Annotated in this window: 18 protein-coding genes and 1 pseudogene; 9 read left to right on the forward strand and 10 right to left on the reverse strand. The window is 53.6% G+C overall.

Annotation, left to right across the window (positions count from 1 at the left end; genetic code table 11):
* Positions 1–124: 124 nt before the first annotated feature.
* Both ACMWLG_RS05585 and ACMWLG_RS05590 read right to left on the reverse strand, forming a co-directional pair.
* Positions 125–1,021, reverse strand: a complete 897-nt coding sequence (locus ACMWLG_RS05585) for a benzoate transporter (protein WP_045405219.1) — start codon at positions 1,019–1,021, stop codon at positions 125–127.
* A gap of 175 nt (positions 1,022–1,196) precedes the next feature.
* Positions 1,197–2,138: a VirK/YbjX family protein gene (locus ACMWLG_RS05590; protein ID WP_045405217.1), complete on the reverse strand. Its 942-nt coding sequence runs from the start codon at positions 2,136–2,138 to the stop codon at positions 1,197–1,199.
* Between the two features lie 166 nt (positions 2,139–2,304).
* Here ACMWLG_RS05590 and pphA point away from each other — a divergent pair, with 166 nt between their 5' ends.
* Positions 2,305–2,949: a protein-serine/threonine phosphatase gene (gene pphA, locus ACMWLG_RS05595; RefSeq protein WP_045405214.1), complete on the forward strand. Its 645-nt coding sequence runs from the start codon at positions 2,305–2,307 to the stop codon at positions 2,947–2,949.
* A 34-nt stretch (positions 2,950–2,983) separates the two neighbouring features.
* Here pphA and ACMWLG_RS05600 read toward each other — a convergent pair whose 3' ends face one another.
* From ACMWLG_RS05600 to yebS, 4 genes are all read right to left on the reverse strand, one after another.
* Positions 2,984–3,223, reverse strand: coding sequence for a YebV family protein (locus ACMWLG_RS05600; RefSeq protein ID WP_008500472.1), 240 nt, complete (start codon positions 3,221–3,223; stop codon positions 2,984–2,986).
* 106 nt (positions 3,224–3,329) lie between these two features.
* The gene (gene rsmF / locus ACMWLG_RS05605; protein WP_045405212.1) at positions 3,330–4,772 is read right to left on the reverse strand and encodes a 16S rRNA (cytosine(1407)-C(5))-methyltransferase RsmF; all 1,443 of its coding nucleotides are present in this window, start codon (positions 4,770–4,772) and stop codon (positions 3,330–3,332) included.
* Positions 4,773–4,849: 77 nt separating this feature from the next.
* Positions 4,850–7,483 (reverse strand): PqiB family protein, encoded by a 2,634-nt coding sequence (locus ACMWLG_RS05610; protein ID WP_045355985.1) that lies wholly within the window; start codon positions 7,481–7,483, stop codon positions 4,850–4,852.
* Positions 7,452–8,735 carry a membrane integrity lipid transport subunit YebS gene (gene yebS / locus ACMWLG_RS05615; protein ID WP_023312213.1) on the reverse strand — a complete coding sequence of 428 codons (1,284 nt, stop codon included), beginning with the start codon at positions 8,733–8,735 and terminating at the stop codon, positions 7,452–7,454. Before yebS ends, ACMWLG_RS05610 begins: the two co-directional genes overlap by 32 nt.
* Before the next feature lie 132 nt (positions 8,736–8,867).
* Here yebS and ACMWLG_RS05620 point away from each other — a divergent pair, with 132 nt between their 5' ends.
* The 4 genes from ACMWLG_RS05620 (at position 8,868) to htpX (ending at position 13,291) form a co-directional block, all read left to right on the forward strand.
* Positions 8,868–9,365, forward strand: a complete 498-nt coding sequence (locus ACMWLG_RS05620; RefSeq protein ID WP_008500476.1) for a GAF domain-containing protein — start codon at positions 8,868–8,870, stop codon at positions 9,363–9,365.
* A gap of 96 nt (positions 9,366–9,461) precedes the next feature.
* Entirely contained in the window at positions 9,462–10,148 is a 687-nt protein-coding gene (proQ, locus tag ACMWLG_RS05625) for an RNA chaperone ProQ (RefSeq protein WP_014884292.1), read from the forward strand.
* A 19-nt stretch (positions 10,149–10,167) separates the two neighbouring features.
* Entirely contained in the window at positions 10,168–12,216 is a 2,049-nt protein-coding gene (prc, locus tag ACMWLG_RS05630) for a carboxy terminal-processing peptidase (RefSeq protein ID WP_029741991.1), read from the forward strand.
* 193 nt (positions 12,217–12,409) lie between these two features.
* Positions 12,410–13,291 (forward strand): protease HtpX, encoded by an 882-nt coding sequence (gene htpX / locus ACMWLG_RS05635; protein ID WP_014884290.1) that lies wholly within the window; start codon positions 12,410–12,412, stop codon positions 13,289–13,291.
* Positions 13,292–13,341: 50 nt separating this feature from the next.
* On the opposite strand, the gene ACMWLG_RS05640 is transcribed toward htpX, so the two are convergent.
* Positions 13,342–14,715, reverse strand: coding sequence for an MFS transporter (locus ACMWLG_RS05640; protein ID WP_045620335.1), 1,374 nt, complete (start codon positions 14,713–14,715; stop codon positions 13,342–13,344).
* A gap of 179 nt (positions 14,716–14,894) precedes the next feature.
* Here ACMWLG_RS05640 and kdgR point away from each other — a divergent pair, with 179 nt between their 5' ends.
* Positions 14,895–15,686 carry a DNA-binding transcriptional regulator KdgR gene (gene kdgR, locus ACMWLG_RS05645; RefSeq protein WP_045405207.1) on the forward strand — a complete coding sequence of 264 codons (792 nt, stop codon included), beginning with the start codon at positions 14,895–14,897 and terminating at the stop codon, positions 15,684–15,686.
* A 68-nt stretch (positions 15,687–15,754) separates the two neighbouring features.
* On the opposite strand, the gene ACMWLG_RS05650 is transcribed toward kdgR, so the two are convergent.
* Positions 15,755–15,994 (reverse strand): YobH family protein, encoded by a 240-nt coding sequence (locus tag ACMWLG_RS05650; RefSeq protein WP_023312207.1) that lies wholly within the window; start codon positions 15,992–15,994, stop codon positions 15,755–15,757.
* A 161-nt stretch (positions 15,995–16,155) separates the two neighbouring features.
* Between ACMWLG_RS05650 and mgrB the strand changes: the two genes are divergently transcribed.
* The 3 genes from mgrB (at position 16,156) to ACMWLG_RS05665 (ending at position 17,677) form a co-directional block, all read left to right on the forward strand.
* Positions 16,156–16,299, forward strand: a complete 144-nt coding sequence (mgrB, locus tag ACMWLG_RS05655; protein ID WP_006175995.1) for a PhoP/PhoQ regulator MgrB — start codon at positions 16,156–16,158, stop codon at positions 16,297–16,299.
* A gap of 74 nt (positions 16,300–16,373) precedes the next feature.
* A complete protein-coding gene (locus tag ACMWLG_RS05660; RefSeq protein WP_023312206.1) occupies positions 16,374–16,664 on the forward strand; it encodes a YebO family protein in 291 nt (96 codons plus the stop codon).
* 23 nt (positions 16,665–16,687) lie between these two features.
* Positions 16,688–17,677: an MBL fold metallo-hydrolase gene (locus ACMWLG_RS05665; protein WP_045404382.1), complete on the forward strand. Its 990-nt coding sequence runs from the start codon at positions 16,688–16,690 to the stop codon at positions 17,675–17,677.
* 242 nt (positions 17,678–17,919) lie between these two features.
* Here the strand turns inward: ACMWLG_RS05665 and ACMWLG_RS05670 are convergent.
* Both ACMWLG_RS05670 and ACMWLG_RS05675 read right to left on the reverse strand, forming a co-directional pair.
* Positions 17,920–18,138: pseudogene (locus ACMWLG_RS05670) on the reverse strand (hypothetical protein); the annotation flags it as partial.
* The coding region (locus ACMWLG_RS05675; protein WP_414762956.1) for a transposase at positions 18,075–18,279 on the reverse strand (205 nt) is incomplete at its 5' end. The pseudogene ACMWLG_RS05670 and the gene ACMWLG_RS05675, both read right to left, overlap by 64 nt.

Here is an 18,279-nt window from a genome sequence, read left to right on the forward strand (position 1 = left end):
CTCTCTAAACCATAACATACTCAGGACCGCGTGCGTCCAGGGTTTTTTGGGATCTTTGTTAAAATTTTGTGGCCGAGCGACCGCTGAGCAAACGCCTTCTGGGGAGCAAAAGGGCAGCCCTAGGTTAAATAATGAACGTGCTGAATTTGTCTTTGTGGCGGACAATGTACTCCGGGAAGTTTTCAACCGTTAGCTCTTGCTTGATTAATGTCCTGTCGCGCCCCCAGATATCTTCCGCGTTTTTAATGACCTTCATGATGTGTTCCGGGTTGTTAAACTCAGGAAGATCGTATTCTGTATGGGATATGGTCGACATTTTTTCTGAGATGCGCTCGGGTGTCATTACCCAAGAGAAATGCCAGCCACCATTTTCAATGATGCTGTTGTTAATCTTGAACCAGTTCCACTTTAGCCAGGACCAGTTTTTAACGCTTCGGGTGCGTTTAAGATTCCTGAATGATTCAGGTTCGCCGCCAAAGAAACTAACGAGATTTTTATATTGTGTGGCTCTCGGTAATTTGCATTTTCTTGGCGTGTTGTCAGTATTAAAAACCTGCAGGTTGAACTGATAGTTATAGAAATTCTGATAAATAGTAGTGCAGAGCTTTTTGGGGTTTATCGATGCTACCACCTGGGGTGAAAATATCTCATCGACATCGGAAACTAAAATCAAATCATCATCGTTGGCATGCGTCAAACCCTGCATGATGGCATTCCTCTGCGCGGCTTCATTTGCCCACGCATCCACCACCATACCCTCTGGCAGACCCGGAATCACTTCTCGGGCTGGATGAGATTCTTCGGCGGCTATCGTAATCGGTTCTTTATCATGCACAATGTAGATAATTTTATCTTTAAACTGACTGTATTTATTAATGTCAAAATGCAGCTGCCTCTTTTTACCGGTAAAGGTATGCGTTGACTCAACGATAACGAAGCGATCGACAACGTCCGCGAGCGTGTTCAGTCTGATTTCGAGAAGCATATCTTCATCGTAATATAAGAAGCAGTCATAGATCATTACCGAAGTCCCTCATTTTATGCGCCCACAGTGCGCTTTTCCCAACTCATTCGCCGGTATCATTTCGCGCAATGCTAACTGAGCGCACTCGCCCTGCGCAAGAGTGCACTGCTTTATCATTCCTCTTTTAAACAGAATGCATCCGCTATGCAGTGGGCGAAGGCGCCAGCCAGGCTTAAAAATGGGACTTAACGGATACCTCTATTTCATCGAGCAGCTCAAAGCGACGGCGATATTCGGCACGTTTTTTACTGGCAATCTCTTCAAGCGATTTACGCTCCATCTGCCGCGGCAGCTGCCAGCAGAAGGCCGAAAGCTTTTTACCGTCCAGAGATGCCCAAAATTCATCGTAGCTGGCGTGGAAATGGCGGCCTTTGCTCAGGCGATATCGCAACGCGCGGAAAACGTGCCCCTCGTCGCTGACGGCAAAAATCGCCCGGACAGATGACTGCGCAGCCAGCTGAAAAAGAACTTCCATCAACACGCGCTTAGGGAACAGGCCGTGACAGGCGCGGGTGGCCTGTTTAATGACGTCTCGCGATACGCAGCGACGGGGCCCCTGAAGCCCGCCAATGACCATGACATGTTGACCGTTGCTGCGCGCGACGCTAAAGGTCAGGCTGGCCAGCAGCGTATCCTCGTTGTCGTGTAGCCACAGCGTGCTTTCTCCTTCGCGCTCGGCTTTTCCCGCAGAGGAAGCATTGACCCTATAGGTTACGCCGTCTTTAGCATGGAACTGCACAACGGTTTGCTCCTGCTGGCTCGTCAGGGCCTGAGCGAGACCGCTCTCTTTCAGGCTATCAATCCAGTAGTAATGGTTGACGATAGCGTCGGCGCGATCGTTAGCCGTCAGGCCGCGCATCAGATATTGTCGGTGGGTCTTACTGGGCAACGTAATTTGAGAGGCCAGCAGCCTGTCGAAATCGTCGCGACCCGAAAGGGCTTCCAGCATGCGATGGGTGGAGGACCAGAACAGAAGCGAGCGTAAAAGGAACTTCAGACGATATTCGCGTTTGCGCCAGATCGGACCCGGCACGCGTTTGCCGTTCACCAGCTCGGAAATAATATTTGTGCGATGCGGATAAAAAACATCGTTATGCAGGTGCGTATTAGACACGTGAAGACCCCTCTTTTTTTATACCCTTATTCTAAAGAGCCAATAAAAAGGGATTAATAGCGCGAGGATCTTTATTTCTGTTTGGTTTACCGTTTGTTTGACTTCGTGATGACCGCGCCTGTCTGTTGCCTTTTCTGCGGCGGCTATACTGTTTAAAGGAGGTCCTATGTATCAGCGAATTGAAGGTGGGATGTGGCGTCACGTCTGGGTTGTCAGCGATATACACGGTTGTTACCAGTGGCTTATGGATGAGCTTAAACGCCGTCATTTTAACCCATATGAGGATTTACTTATTTCAGTCGGGGATGTGATCGATCGTGGCCCTGATAGCGTTAAATGCCTGCAGTTAATTCATGAAAAATGGTTTCGTGCCGTGCGTGGAAACCATGAGCAAATGGCTCTCGACAGTCTGGATAATAACGATTTTTCTCTCTGGACGATGAATGGTGGAATATGGTTTTCGCATCTTGAACGCGACCAGCAACAGCTTGCCCTGTCGTTGCTCGACGCCTGTCGCGATTTACCGCATATCATTGAGATAACCTGTGCGAACGGTCTGAATGTGATTGCCCATGCGGATTATCCGGCCGCGGAATACTGTTGGCAAAAACCGGTTAGCGCCCAGCGCGTCTTATGGAACCGCGACAGGCTGATGGGATTTATGGTGGGCAAAGGAGAGGGCATCAGCGGCGCGGATCATTTCTGGTTTGGGCATACGCCCCTCGACAGAAGATACAATTTTAATAATCTTCACTACATTGATACGGGGGCTGTGTTCGACGGTTACTTCACGCTGGCGCAGCTGCAGTAATAAATAACCCGCCTTCGGGCGGGTTCTCTTTAGGTCAGGCAAGACGCATGACCCAGGCATCGGTTTTACTATCGTAATGCTCACGGTAAAGGACAGAATGTTCGCCATCAAGTATTGCCGGGACGCTGGTGTCTGCATCCCATGCATCGAGCTGCATGCACAAATCCGGGTCGGATTTGCAGGGAATACTTAACGTTCGATCGCCTTGTGCTTCGCCGCGCAGCTCTGCGTCGTCGATCTCAAAAGCGCCAATACGCACGCTGGTTTTCGTCATAGTGCTCTCCGGGTCGGTTGTCAAAATCTGGTATGACCAGTACGATCACCCATTTTTGATCGTAGACAAGGAGAGCAAAATCGCCAGTAAAAAAATGCGCTTTTTTTCAGGCTGTGCGATCGTTACCGGTAAACAGACGGCCATCCCGAACCAGCTCGCGTGGATAGCTGTTTTTCAGTCTTGAGCCGACTTTTTTTGCCAGCCCCAGCGGATATCCCTGATACGTTACGATCACTTCATCGCCTGACGGCGTGCTGTCCGGATAGACATCGCGACCACGGTACCACTCTTCGGCTTCCTGATGCGTCAGGGCAAAGGTATTCTCGCATCCGGCAAGGGCGATAACGGCCTCATGCTGCCAGCGATAGCCTTTGTTATGCACTTCCGCCAGGCGGATCCCGATTCGCGAAAAACGGACCTTTCCGATGAGCGGCTCGATCTGTGCCGGGAACAGCCATATCTCTTTATCACGCATCCAGGGGTGCAGACTCTCATCCCAGACCAGCCCAACCTTTTTGGCGGCGGCTTCAAGCTGTGCTGCATTGCGACCTTTAAGGGGAGCAAACGGGAAGTTGCCGACCTTAAATTTAGGCGCGGGCAGGGGCTCAACGGCCTGCGTTTTACGCAGACGCGCCACAAAGAACCCTTCGCAGTCGTAAATCTGCGGGAACACGTGGAGGAAACCCTCCGGCGTGACCGCCTCCTGTGCCGAGGCAAACAGGTCGTTAAGCGGCAGAAACTCCAAGGCATCCGGGTAGTTCGCTTTCAGCCACAGGCAGACGTCTTCGTTTTCATCGCGGTTTAAGGTGCACGTTGAATAGACCAGCGTGCCGCCGGGGCGCAACGCGTGAAATGCGCTCTCGATCAGCTCGCGCTGCGTGGCGGCGATCTCAAGGTTGCTCTCCACGGACCAGTTTTTTAACGCATCGGGATCTTTACGCACCACTCCTTCGCCGGAGCAGGGGGCGTCCAGCAGAATGGCATCGAAGGCTTCCGGTAAGGCGGCGCCAAACACGCGTCCGTCGAAGTGCGTCAGGGCAACATTATGAATACCGCAGCGGCTGATGTTGGCATGCAACACCTTCACGCGGCTGGCGGAAAACTCGTTGGCGAGTATCGCCCCGTGGTTACCCATCCGGGCGGCAATTTGCGTGGTTTTTGAGCCGGGCGCTGCGGCAACATCCATCACGCGTTCAGGCGCATTGCCATCGGCGAACAGGGCGGCCACCGGCAGCATCGAGCTGGCTTCCTGAATATAGAACAGACCGCTCAGATGTTCAGCGGTACTGCCCAGCGGCAGCGAGGCTTCGTCATCGCGTTCGATCCAGAAACCCTCGGCGCACCACGGGACCGGCGTAAGCTGCCAGCCGTACGGCGAGACCAGCGCCAGAAAATCATCGACGCTGATTTTCAGCGTGTTGACGCGAATACTTCGGCGTAACGGACGCTGGCAGGCGGCGATAAAATCGTCTAACGACAGGTGAGAGGGAAGCGCCTCGCGCATCTGCGCCAGGAATTGTTCAGGAAGAAATACGGAGTTTTGAGCCACGGGCACACCACAGGGAAAAGTTCAGGTGCGCAGTGTAACATAAAGGCTCCGGTGCGTTGACACCGGAGCCTTGCAGATTAACGCGGCAGGGCGGTTCCCCATTCACGCCACTCTTTCGGTTCGCTTTCGAGCAGCAGGAAGTGTTTACCCGGCTGCGCTTTCGGTGCCAGCGGCGTGCCCGGCGGCGTGGCAAACGCGATACCGCCGCGAATGAACTGGTTGAAGGTGCCGGTTTTCACCACGCCACCCGTCAGGCCAAAGTCCAGTGAATAGCCGGACGCCAGCCAGAATACCGAGTTATTGCGTACCAGGTGCTGGTAGCGTTCGCTGATGCGTAACGCCACCATCACGCGGTCGGAGAGCGTACCGAGCGTCAGGCCCGTGACCGTACCCACCTCAATGCCGCGGAACAGTACCGGGGTGCCGATGCTGAGCGAGCCCGCTTCCGGCACTTCCACCACGATGCTCAGGCCGCCAAGGTAGCGCGAGTCGGTGATCGTGGCTTCCTGAAGCTCGAAATCACGACGGGCATTGCCCTGGCCCGGCTCAACGTTGATGTACGGCTGCAAAATGGTGTCGAGATGCTCAACGCCCGCGGCCGAGATCTGCGGCGTCACCACCGAGAAGCGCGAACCCGTGCGGGCGAAGGTCTGCACATATTCCGGGTACAGCACGGCGGTGGCCTGCACCTCGTTGCGCGAGGTAATCAGCGTCAGCTTCTGGATCTGCCCGATATCAATGCCGAGATAGCGAATTGGCATACCTTCCGCCAGCTTGCCGGCATCAAACGCGTGCAGGGTAATCTGTCCACCCACGGCGCGTGCGGCGGTTTCGGACGGGAAGAGAATACGCTTATCGCCTTTACGCAGATTCGCGCCCGCGCCGCTGAGGTTATCGAAGCTAATCGCTCCGCGCAGCGCGCGTGAGAGCGGGGAGGCCTGCACGGTCAGCCCGTTACCGTTAAGCTGAACTTTCGCGCCGCCCTCGGCCCAGAAGACGCTGTTTGGCGTCAGCAGCTTGCGGTACTCCGGCTTGATATGCAGTTCGATATCAAACGCATCCGCACGCGGGCGAACGGTGATAACTTCCCCGACCTCAAACTTGCGGTAGAGCACCACGGAGCCCGCCTGTACGTCCGGCAGCGTCTCGGCGCTTAGCGTCAGCGTGGTGGTAGGGAGATCGCTCAGGCTGTTTTCAACCGCTTTCTCCAGGTTGGCATACAGCGGATAGCTGTCGCGAACGGGGCCTTTATCGCCGGGCAGAATGCGGATGCCGCCGTTAACCCATTCGCTGGCGCTGGCGCCGAGGAACTCCACGCCGTCCAGTCCCACCTTCACATCGACGCGACTGTTCACCACGAATTTGCTGTCACCGTGCACCAGGTCGCTGTACTGCGGATCGATGGCGACCGAGAAGGTCACGCCATTCGCGGAGAGCTTACGCTCCAGCACCTGACCGACCTGCACGCCGTGTAAAATTAACGGCTGACCGGCTTCGATTCCGTAACTTTCTGGCGCATTCAGGGTGACGGTCACTACGCCCGGCTTTTGCAGCAGGGATTTATCCGCCGGGGCAATCACGAAGCTATTGCTGGGTTTACCTTCGCCGGGGATGAGCTCAAACGTATTGCCGGTCAACAGCGTGCTGAGGCTGGCATCGTTCAGAGAGAGCTTTGGACTGCGCATTTCGATACGCGTTTTCTCGCGCAGGAGATCGACCACGCTCGGATCGACAGTCATTTCGCCGGTGACCGAGCCGCCCGGGTTGAGCGTCATTTTGGTGAGCTGACCAACCTGCAACCCCTGATACATCAGCGGCGTCGAACCCGCTTTTAGCCCCTTAGCATCGGGCAGGGCGAGTTTAACGAGCACGCCGCGCTGGCTGTGCGCCAGGTCAGCGTACAATCCAAATGAGTCATCAGCGGTGGCAGGGCTTGAGTTTTCCGGGGAGTCAAAGGCAATGGCACCATTCACCAGCGCGGCCAGACTTTCCAGCTTCACTTTCGCACCGCTCAGGCTGACGTCCGCATCCACGCCGGAGACGTTCCAGAAGCGGCTGCCTTTTTTCACCAGATTGGTGAAGCGACGCTCGATCAGCACGTCGATGGTGACGCCCTGTTTATTCGGGTTGATCGCGTAATCGTACACGCGGCCAACCGGGATTTTGCGGAAATAGACCAGCGAACCGCTGTTCAGAGAACCGAGATCCGGCGCCTGCAGATGGATCATTAAATCGCCGTTGTTGAGGCGGTACTTGGGCTGTGTATCCAGGGCAACAAAGTGATCCTGCGGCTCACCTTTACCCGGCATCATGCCGATATAGTTACCGCCCACTAGCGCATCCAGCCCGGACACGCCGGCCAGAGACGCTTTTGGCGTCACCAGCCAGAACTGCGTTTCGCTGCGCAGGGCATCCTGCATGTCAGATTTAATACTGACCCGCACCTGAATCTTGTTCAGCCCTTTTCCAAGGGAGATATCCTGAACCGTACCCACTTCAACCCCCTGGAAGCGAACGGGCGTTCGCCCGGCGACGATGCCGTCTGCGGTCTGGAAATCAATAGTGACGGTACTCCCGCGATCTTCATAGCTCGTCCAGATAAGCCAGCCTGCAATCATCAGGGCGATGACGGGCAGCAACCAGAATGGCGAAATGCGGCGTTTTGTTTTAATTCTCGCTTCAGTCGGCGAAGCGGGGGTTTCCTGACTCATGTGCATCCCAAAGTAAGCGGCTATCCAGCCATTCCACAGCAAGAATAGTCAATATCACCGCAGAGCCGAAATAAAAAGCCGCGGGTCCCATTGTAAAAGCAAGTAGCTGGTCGCGATTGATGAGCGACATCATCAGTGAAATCACGAACAGATCTAACATTGACCAGCGGCCAATCCAGGTGACGAACCGCAGCAGCAGAATGCGGGTCCGTAAGCCTTGTTCACATTTAAAGTGAATGCTGATGAGCAGGGTAAACATCACCACCACTTTGGTAAAGGGAACCAGGATACTGGCAATGAAGACGATCGCCGCCACCCCGACGTTGCTGTGCGCAAGGGAGATAATCCCGGAGAGGATAGTATCCTCCTGACGCCCGCCATTCACGTAAATGATGGAAATCGGCAACATATTGGCTGGGATCAGAAACACCAGGGAGGCGATCAGCGCGGCCCAGCATTTTTGCAGGCTGTTGTTGCGCCGCAGCCTCAACGGAATGTGGCACCGCGGGCAGCGACCACGCGCGTCGGGCAAGCCGGTATAGTGACATCCCAGACAGACGCGCAGATTTTCATCAGGACGCGTGGCGGGGCGCTGAGGGTAAAATCGCTCCCAGAGCTGTTCAACGTTCAGGTGGATAAGCGTCAGTATGCTCAGCAATACCAGGCTGATGAAAGCAAAGAGTCCGATGCCGGGCTGCAAAAAGGCGTAGTCCTGTACCTTTATTGACGCAACGCCCACGCCCACCAGATAAATATCCAGCATCACCCACTCTTTGAGCTTATCCAGCATCAGCAGTACCGGCCGAAGGTTCATGCCGAGAATATTGCCAAACCACAGATAGGCAATGGCGGCGACCAGCACCAGCGGCGCGCCAACGGTACAGAACAGCACCATTGCAGCGGTGATGGGATCCCCCTGACGGGTCATCTGCCAGATACCCTGCAGCACGTTGGCGTCAATGCGCACGCCAAGCAGGTAGAGTTTCAGCAGCGGTTCGCTCCAGGCGAAGGGCATCAGCAGCAGCATGGTGACGGCCATGGCGGCGAGGCGGGTGAGCGACCAGTCGCGGCCATCGCGAATTTTGGCGTCGCAGCGGGGACAAAAGGCACTTTGGTGCGATTTCATCTTCGGCAACATAAAAAGCGTATCGCACTGGGGGCAACGCTGATAATGTGCACGTGGCAAAGCTTCGCTTACCGTATGGACAGTTATCTTTCTTGTCGGCGTAATTTTGGTTGTTTTTAAGGCCATCAGCTGCGCACAAATAAGTATTGTTGAAAGTTATAATAACTCATGAACGGATTCATCTTGAGCATGAGCGCATTTAATGCTTATTTTAATAGGCTATGCGGTAAATTTGTAAGACAACTAAGTGATTGAATAATGAACAAAACAGAATTCTACGCGGATCTGAACCGCGATTTTAAGGCATTGATGGCGGGTGAGACCAGCTTCTTAGCTACTCTGGCAAATACTAGCGCATTGCTGTTTGAACGTCTCTCTGACGTGAACTGGGCCGGCTTTTACCTCCTGGAAGGTGAAACGCTGGTGCTCGGCCCGTTCCAGGGCAAACTGGCCTGCGTGCGTATTCCGGTAGGGCGTGGCGTATGCGGCACGGCGGTGGCCGAAAATCAGGTCCAGCGTGTGGAAGATGTTCATGCGTTTGACGGGCATATTGCCTGTGATGCTGCCAGTAATTCTGAAATCGTTCTGCCGCTGGTGGTAAAAAATCAGATTATTGGCGTTCTGGATATCGACAGTACGGTCTTCAGTCGCTTTACAACCGAGGACGAACAGGGGCTACGCGAGCTGGTGGCGAATCTGGAAAACGTACTCGCTGCAACCGATTATCAAAAATTCTTTGCGAGCGTCGCAGGATAATCAACGGATAACGTAGCATTTACTGATAGCGTCATTATAATGACGCCTGTTCATGCCTGCGCTTGTTGGCAACGTCCGTTGTAATCAGGAAATTTCATGGAAAATCAACCTAAGTTGAATAGCAGTAAAGAAGTTATCGCATTTCTGGCCGAGCGTTTCCCGCAGTGCTTCAGCGCGGAAGGTGAAGCTCGTCCCCTGAAAGTCGGTATTTTTCAGGATCTGGTGGCGCGTGTTGAAGGGGAAATGAACCTCAGCAAAACTCAGCTGCGTTCCGCCTTACGTCTTTATACTTCGAGCTGGCGTTACCTGTACGGTATCAAACCAGGCGCGACCCGCGTGGACCTCGACGGCAACCCTTGCGGTGAGCTGGACGAGCAGCACGTTGAGCACGCGCGCAAGCAGCTTGAAGAAGCCAAAGCACGCGTTCAGGCACAACGTGCAGAACAGCAGGCGAAAAAACGCGAAGCCGCAGCGGCAAACGGCCAGGAAGAAGCGCCTCGTCGTGAGCGTAAACCACGCCCTGCGCCGCGCCGTCACGATAATAACGATCGCAAACCGCGTGCAGACAAACCAGCAGCAAAAGCCCCGCGTGCCCCTCGTGAAGAGCCGCGCCATACGCCGGTTTCTGACATTAACGCCCTGAGCGTAGGTCAGGCACTGAAGGTAAAAGCGGGTAACAATGCTATGGACGCCACCGTACTGGAAATCACCAAAGATGGCGTTCGTGTACAGCTGACTTCTGGTATGTCAATGATTGTACGCGCAGAACACTTGTTGTTCTGAAACGGAGGCCAAGCCTGGCATGAACACTTTTTTTAAGCTCACCGCGCTGGCGGGCCTGTTTGCCATAACAGGTCACGCTTTTGCAGTGGACGATATCACGCGTGTTGATCAAATTCCGGTACTCAAGGAAGAGACGCAACATGCGACGGTGAGCGAGCGCGTGACCTCACGTTTTACCCGCTCGCACTATCGTCAGTTCGATCTCGATCAGGCCTTTTCGGCCAAAATCTTTGACCGCTATCTGAACTTGCTGGATTACAGCCATAACGTTTTGCTCGCCAGCGATGTCGAGCAGTTCGCTAAGCGCAAATCCGAGGTGGGTGATGAGTTGCGTTCAGGCAAGCTGGATCTGTTTTACGATCTCTACAACCTGTCGCAAAAGCGCCGCTTTGAACGCTATCAGTACGCGCTGAAAGTGCTGGAACGTCCGATGGACTTCACCGGCACTGACACCTTTAACCTGGATCGCAGTAAAGCACCCTGGCCGAAAGATGAAGCCGAGTTGAATGCGCTGTGGGACGGTAAAGTTAAATACGACGAACTGAGCCTTAAGCTGACCGGCAAAGACGAAAAAGAGATCCGTGATACGCTGACGCGTCGTTACAAATTCGCCATTCGTCGTCTGGCGCAGACCAACAGTGAGGATGTTTTCTCACTCGCGATGACCGCCTTTGCGCACGAAATTGATCCGCACACCAACTATCTCTCTCCACGCAACACCGAACAGTTCAATACCGAGATGAGCCTGTCTCTGGAAGGTATCGGCGCGGTGCTGCAGATGGACGATGATTACACGGTGATCAATTCCATGGTCGCGGGTGGCCCGGCATCCAAAAGCAAAGCGATTAGCGTAGGCGATCGCATTGTGGGTGTAGGACAAACAGGCCAGAACATGGTCGACGTGATCGGCTGGCGTCTCGATGACGTGGTTGCGCTGATCAAAGGTCCGAAAGGCAGCAAGGTTCGTCTGGAAATTCTGCCTGCCGGTAAAGGCACTAAAACCCGTATCGTTACCCTGACCCGCGAGCGTATCCGTCTGGAAGACCGCGCGGTGAAAATGTCGGTGAAAACCGTGGGTAAAGAGAAGGTCGGTGTCCTGGATATTCCTGGCTTCTACGTAGGGCTGACTGACGATGTGAAAGTTCAGCTGCAGAAGCTTGAGAAGCAGAACGTCAGCAGCATTATCATCGACCTGCGCAGTAACGGCGGCGGGGCGCTGACAGAAGCGGTTTCACTCTCCGGTCTGTTCATTCCATCTGGCCCTGTGGTTCAGGTGCGCGATAACAACGGTAAAGTGCGTGAAGATGCAGACAACGACGGTGTGGTCTACTACAAAGGCCCGCTGGTGGTACTGGTTGACCGCTTCAGTGCTTCCGCGTCTGAAATCTTTGCCGCTGCAATGCAGGACTATGGTCGCGCGCTGATTGTCGGTGAGCCAACCTTCGGGAAAGGTACCGTACAGCAGTATCGCTCTCTGAATCGTATTTACGATCAGATGCTGCGTCCGGAATGGCCTGCGCTGGGCTCGGTTCAGTACACCATTCAGAAATTCTACCGCGTGAACGGCGGCAGTACGCAGCGTAAGGGCGTAACGCCGGACATCATGATGCCGACAGGCACGGAAGAGACGGAAACCGGCGAGAAGTTTGAAGATAACGCCTTGCCGTGGGACAGCATCAATGCCGCGACCTACGTGAAAGCGGGTGATATGACGCAATTTGGCCCAGAACTGCTGAAAGCGCATAACGACCGCATCGCGAAAGATCCGGAGTTCCAGTACATCATGAAGGACATTGCACGATTCAATGCCCTGAAAGATAAGCGGAATATCGTTTCTCTGAACTATGCACAGCGTGAGAAAGAGAACAACGAGGATGATGCAACCCGCCTGGCGCGTATCAACGATCGCTTCAAGCGCGAAGGCAAGCCTCTGCTCAAGAAACTGGACGATCTGCCAAAAGATTACCAGGAGCCGGATCCGTATCTGGACGAGACGGTGCATATCGCTCTCGACCTGGCGAATCAGGAAAAAGAGAAACCAGCCGTACAGCCCGCTCCGGCAAAATAACCTCCCAACAGGCACAAGAAATTGTGCCTGTTTCTTTTTGTTCTGCATCCTTCCGTCAGTCAGATTTCCAATTGTGTAAAGTTGTGTCTTTCTGGTGACTTACGCCCGCCGGATGCTTGAAAATAGCCGCAATACCCATACGATGTGGGTAATCGCATAGTGCGTTTTGTTAAACTGAGGTAAAAAGAAAATTATGATGCGAATCGCGCTCTTCCTGCTCACCAACCTGGCGGTCATGGTGGTTTTCGGGCTCGTGCTAAGCCTGACAGGAATTCAGTCGAGCAGCGTTCAGGGTCTGTTGATTATGGCGCTGCTGTTTGGTTTTGGTGGCTCGTTCATCTCCCTGCTGATGTCGAAGTGGATGGCACTGAAATCGGTGGGTGGTGAGGTTATTGAACAGCCGCGTAACGATATGGAACAGTGGCTGATGAACACGGTGGCTCAGCAATCCCGTCAGGCCGGGATCGCCATGCCGCAGGTGGCGATTTACCATGCCCCGGACATCAACGCTTTCGCCACGGGCGCCCGTCGCGATGCGTCACTGGTTGCCGTCAGCACCGGATTGCTGCAGAACATGAGCCGTGACGAAGCCGAAGCGGTTATTGCCCACGAAATCAGCCATATCGCCAACGGTGACATGGTGACCATGACCCTGATTCAGGGCGTGGTGAACACCTTCGTGATCTTCATCTCCCGTATTCTGGCGCAGATCGCGGCAGGCTTTATGGGCGGAAACCGTGATGAAGGTGAAGAGAGCAACGGCAACCCGCTGATCTACTTCGCCGTTTCGATGGTTCTGGAACTGGTATTCGGTATTCTGGCCAGCATCATCACCATGTGGTTCTCCCGCCACCGTGAATTCCACGCGGATGCCGGCTCGGCGAAGCTGGTTGGTCGTGAGAAGATGATTGCCGCGCTGCAGCGTCTGAAAACCAGCTACGAGCCGCAGGAAGCGAATAGCATGATGGCCTTCTGCATTAACGGTAAATCCAAATCGCTGAGCGAGCTGTTTATGTCTCACCCGCCGCTGGATAAACGTATCGAAGCGCTGCGCAGTGGGGAATATCTGAAGTAACGCTAAGAACTCTAATAAGCCGGGCAGGAGAACACTCAGCCCGGCTTTTTTTATGCCTGAACCCTGGGCTGGGTCACGCGCAGGCCGCTGACGACCGCCGCGAGCGAGGCAAGGGCTCCCGCGGTGAGAAGCGCAACATGGTTGCCGTTTTGCCCGGCGAGGTTAAACATCAGGGCGACCAGGGCTGCGCCGCTGCTTTGTCCCAGAAGGCGCGCGCTCCCCAGCATGCCGCTGGCACCACCGCTGCGATGGCGCGGCGCGGAGGTGATGATGGTGTGATTGTTAGGGGACTGGAACAGGCCAAACCCAGCGCCGCACAGGATCATGCGCCAGATGATGTCCAGATCGGTTGGCGATGACGGTAGCAGAGCCAGCGCGAATAGGCCTGTCGCCATCACCGCAAGCCCCAATGCTCCCAGTAAACCGGCATGGACGCGTTCAATTAAGTAACCTGCCAGCGGCGCCATCACCATGGTCGCTAGTGGCCAGGGGGTTAACAGCAGGCCGGTCTCCACTTCTGAACGGCCGATCACGCTCTGCAGAAAGAAGGGCAGAGAAACCAGAGCCAGCATTTGGGCGCAGAACGAGCAGACAGACGTGCAAATGGAGAGGGAAAAGAGGGGAATACGCAGCAGATCCACCGGCAGTAAAGGCACGGGGAGAGTGAGCTGGCGGCGAACAAAGAAGAAGCCGATCGCCAGCAGGGCGATGAGCTCCGCGGCGGTAAGCATCAGAGACTGTCCCTGCGCAAAGCCGCTCAGCGCCGTAATCAGCAGGCCAAAGGTCAGGGCATTCATCACTGCACTCGCCACATCGAAGCGCGGCATGGTGCTTTTAGGGCCGTTAGCGGGAAGAAAGCGCAGGGCAAAGAATATAGCGACAATGCCCAGCGGCACGTTAATAGCAAACAGCCATTGCCATGACGCAACGGAAAGGATCGCCGCCGCAATAGTCGGCCCGGCGGCGGAAGAGACGGCGACAATAAACGAGTTTATCCCCATGCCGCGCCCCAGATGACGCTGGGGATAAATTAAGCGGATCAACGCCGTGTTTACGCTCATGAGCGCCGCGCCGCCAAAACCCTGCGCGATGCGGGCAAGCGTCAGGGTATGCAGCGAATCTGAAAGGGCGCATAGCAAGGACGTGAAGGTGAAAACCACCAGACCGCACTGATACACCCGACGGTAACCGAACATATCGCCCAGGAAAGAGAACGAGAGCAGGGAAACCACAATCGCAATCTGATATGCGTTAACGATCCATATCGAACTGGCGGGAGAGGCATGCAGGTCGCTGGCGATGGTTGGCAGGGCAACGTTCGCGATTGCGCCGTCAAGGACGGCCATTGAGATACCGATAATGATGGTCGCTATAGCGCCATACCGCTGGGGTAAAGGCAGGCCATCGGAAAGGGTCTTTTCCATTAGGATTAAAAAAGCTCAGCGTGAAATTATTCTCAGGATAACTATTTTAGCATTGTTACAGCCGCGATATGTCGCAGATTTGTAACGAAGTAAACGCGGATTGATTGCAGGTGACATGACGGGAACTTATAATAAAAACCGGTTCTGATTTTTATAAAACACTCTCTATGAGGTGGTAAATGGCTATTGCGGATTTGGATAAACAGCCAGATTCTGTTTCTTCCGTGCTGAAGGTGTTTGGCATCTTACAGGCGCTGGGGGATGAGCGTGAAATAGGTATTACAGAGTTGTCGCAGCGCGTGATGATGTCTAAAAGCACCGTATATCGCTTTTTACAAACCATGAAGTCGCTGGGCTACGTTGCCCAGGAAGGCGAATCTGAAAAATACTCTCTGACGCTCAAGCTGTTTGAGCTGGGCGCTCGTGCGCTGCAAAATGTTGACCTGATCCGCAGCGCTGATATCCAGATGCGTGAAATCTCTCGCCTGACCAAAGAGACCATCCATCTCGGTGCGCTGGATGAAGACAGCATTGTTTACATCCATAAAATCGACTCCATGTACAATTTGCGCATGTACTCGCGCATTGGTCGTCGCAACCCGCTCTACAGCACCGCGATTGGTAAGGTTCTGCTGGCCTGGCGCGATCGTGAGGAAGTGAAACAGATCCTCGAAGGCGTGGAATACAAGCAAAGTACCTCGCGAACCATTACCAGCACAGACGCGCTGTTAACGGTGCTCGATCGCGTACGCGAGCAGGGGTATGGCGAAGATAACGAAGAGCAGGAAGAAGGGCTGCGCTGCATCGGCGTTCCGGTGTTTGACCGCTTTGGCGTAGTAATCGCGGGCTTAAGTATCTCCTTCCCAACCTTACGCTTCTCCGAAGAGCGCCTGCATGAGTATGTGGCTATTCTGCACACTGCCGCACGTAAGATTTCTGAACAAATGGGTTATCACGACTACCCGTTTTAATCTCTGATCGCATAAAAAAACGCCGCATCTGTTGCGGCGTTTTTTATATCAGTCATGTCACCGGCTGATTAGCCATTATCAATCACGACGGATGTCTTTCGCAGGACCGGACAGTTGGTCAAGCCAACGATCCCGCTGTCAGTATGCAAATATTGCGCAGTGCTCACGCCCTGTGCCGTTAAATATTTACATTGAATCCCTAACCCGGCTGCGTTTTCGGTGCTTCCAACAAGCACGCCATAACCCGTGAGCAGAAGGCCAATCCAGACGATAGCCAGTGCAATAATTGTTCGAATAATGAAGCGCATCATTAACCTCTTTTGTCGTTGTTATCATAAAGCTAGCGTAAATGGTTTACACGATGAAACAAGTGCAGGATTCTGAAAAAAGTGCGATGGCGGTACAGTTAGCCCTTGTTTAAGATAAGCGTGTTAACCTCGTTACATCAGGTTTTTAGACGGAGTGTGGAGTGAAAAAAATACGCTGGGTAATTCTGATTATCGTGCTGATAGCGTGCGTGGTGTTATGGACGCAGACGATCAATGTGATGTGCGATCAGGATGTACAGTTTTTTAGCGGCGTTTGCGCAATCAATAAGTTTATTCCGTGGTAATACGCATTTTTTCTCAAGGTGATTTCCTTCCTTCGCGCCAGTGGTAAAATAGACGTTTTTATTGAGGTGGTGAAATGGGTGAGTTACTGAATTCAGGGCTGCTGAATATGGCATCCCTGATGATTTCTTTGGTTGTTCTGCTTGTGGGCCTGGTCATTTGGTTTTTTGTGAACCGCGCCAGCTCCCGTACTAACGAGCAGATTGAACTGCTGGAAGCGCTGCTCGATCAGCAAAAACGTCAGAATGCGCTGCTACGCCGTCTGTGTGAGGCTAACGAACCGGAAGAGAAAGACGCGCCGAAAGACGCGGTCGCTGAAGAAAGCAAAGACGAAGACGACTTTATCCGCCTGGTGGCTGAGCGTTAATCTTTTTATGCTGGGAGGTGGCTGTGGTTTGGAAAAATCCCTGGTATGACCCCTCCCTGAAACATCACACCCCGAACGGTTTTCGTAATACCGATCCTGTCGGACATCAACCCGGCGATCTTGACCGTTGGCGCAAAGCGCGTAAAGAGGCCGGTTTACCGAAGCCACCCGCGCTGGGCTATGAAGACTTTATCCAACAGTGGTGGCAACCGGTTGAGCTTACGCAACCTCATGAAGATGGGGTATGGTGGCTGGGACACGCGAGCGTAATGCTGCAGCTGGACTGCAATATCATCCTTACCGATCCGGTTTTTTCACAGCGCGCTTCTCCACTCCCTTTCCTGGGACCCCAGCGCAAAACGCCTCCCGCGCTGTCAGTCTGTCAACTCAATCAGCTTGATGCGGTCGTCATCTCCCATAATCATTACGATCATCTTGATGACGCGACCATTCGCCGTATTCTCAAGCGCTTCCCCGAGGTCAGTTTTTTTGTTCCGCTGGGCCTGGCCGACTGGTTTCGCCGCCGGGGGGCAAAACGCGTGGTTGAGCTCGACTGGTGGCAGAGCTTCACCTGGCAGGGGATGACGCTGACCGCCGTACCGGCACAGCACTGGAGTATGCGCACGCCATGGAACCGCAATCGCTCATTATGGTGCGGCTGGGTTATGGAAGGTCGACATCATCGTTTCTGGTTCAGCGGAGATACGGGGTATTCGCCTGAACTGCTATTGATACCTGAACGCCTTGGCCATATCGATGCTGCCGCGTTACCAATAGGTGCCTATGCCCCACGATGGTTCATGGCTGTCCATCATATGGATCCGCAATCTGCGGTGGCATTGTGGCAGCAGCTGGGTTGTCCTCTGGCGTTTCCCATTCACTGGGGCGTGTTTGAACTGGCAGATGAAGCCCTCGATGAACCTGTGCGGGAGTTAACTGACGCGCTAGATAATTTAGCGCCAGTTAATCATTCTTTCAGGGTACTGAAAGTTGGTGAATATTTATCCTTATAAGCGAAGCGATAACGTAGTGCATATATTCTGTATGTAAACGCGTGCAGGAATGTTTTATTTTTATCGAAACGTTTTGCTTGCCTTCTTTTGATGCAGAGTCATAAAAATTTCATTATTTTGGTGCATAACACTATTTAATAGTTGGTGCATTTTAATACAGTTCGGCGCGGGTTATTAACAGTGTTTTTTCTCTGAAACAATTTGGTCGCGTTACAATGATTTAAGCATAAGTTTTCACAAATTGTTCTAAGGAAGGTGCGAATAAGCAGGTCATTTCTTCCCAAGCTGACTCGCTGATTAAAATTTCGCGGATCTGGGCCGATTTTTTTCCCGCAAACACATCGAATCAGCCTATTTAGGCTATTTTTTCCACCATTTCTGGCGTTATTTCAGGTTTTTACTGAGATCTCTCCCTCTGACGTATCATTTGGTCCACCCGAAACAGGTTGGCCAGGGTGAATAACATCGCCAGTTGGTTATCGTTTTTCAGCAGCCCCTTGTATCTGGCTTTCACGAAGCCGAACTGCCGCTTGATGATGCGAAACGGGTGCTCCACCCTGGCACGGATGCTGGCTTTCATGTATTCGATGTTGATGGCCGTT

Origin of the sequence: Enterobacter sp. 01-M-02-SI-ECC, assembly GCF_047530595.1 — a bacterium.
Lineage (GTDB): Bacteria > Pseudomonadota > Gammaproteobacteria > Enterobacterales > Enterobacteriaceae > Enterobacter > Enterobacter cloacae_M.

Excerpts from the sequence above, each read along its gene's own strand:
- prc (WP_029741991.1), top strand. The coding sequence starts at position 10,168 with ATGAACACTTTTTTTAAGCTCACCGCGCTGGCGGGCCTGTTTGCCATA.
- ACMWLG_RS05640 (WP_045620335.1), bottom strand. The coding sequence starts at position 14,715 with ATGGAAAAGACCCTTTCCGATGGCCTGCCTTTACCCCAGCGGTATGGC.
- ACMWLG_RS05600 (WP_008500472.1), bottom strand. The coding sequence starts at position 3,223 with ATGACGAAAACCAGCGTGCGTATTGGCGCTTTTGAGATCGACGACGCA.
- yebS (WP_023312213.1), bottom strand. The coding sequence starts at position 8,735 with ATGGCCTTAAAAACAACCAAAATTACGCCGACAAGAAAGATAACTGTC.
- proQ (WP_014884292.1), top strand. The coding sequence starts at position 9,462 with ATGGAAAATCAACCTAAGTTGAATAGCAGTAAAGAAGTTATCGCATTT.
- pphA (WP_045405214.1), top strand. The coding sequence starts at position 2,305 with ATGTATCAGCGAATTGAAGGTGGGATGTGGCGTCACGTCTGGGTTGTC.
- ACMWLG_RS05585 (WP_045405219.1), bottom strand. The coding sequence starts at position 1,021 with ATGATCTATGACTGCTTCTTATATTACGATGAAGATATGCTTCTCGAA.
- ACMWLG_RS05610 (WP_045355985.1), bottom strand. The coding sequence starts at position 7,483 with ATGAGTCAGGAAACCCCCGCTTCGCCGACTGAAGCGAGAATTAAAACA.
- ACMWLG_RS05660 (WP_023312206.1), top strand. The coding sequence starts at position 16,374 with ATGGGTGAGTTACTGAATTCAGGGCTGCTGAATATGGCATCCCTGATG.
- kdgR (WP_045405207.1), top strand. The coding sequence starts at position 14,895 with ATGGCTATTGCGGATTTGGATAAACAGCCAGATTCTGTTTCTTCCGTG.
- ACMWLG_RS05650 (WP_023312207.1), bottom strand. The coding sequence starts at position 15,994 with ATGCGCTTCATTATTCGAACAATTATTGCACTGGCTATCGTCTGGATT.
- ACMWLG_RS05620 (WP_008500476.1), top strand. The coding sequence starts at position 8,868 with ATGAACAAAACAGAATTCTACGCGGATCTGAACCGCGATTTTAAGGCA.
- htpX (WP_014884290.1), top strand. The coding sequence starts at position 12,410 with ATGATGCGAATCGCGCTCTTCCTGCTCACCAACCTGGCGGTCATGGTG.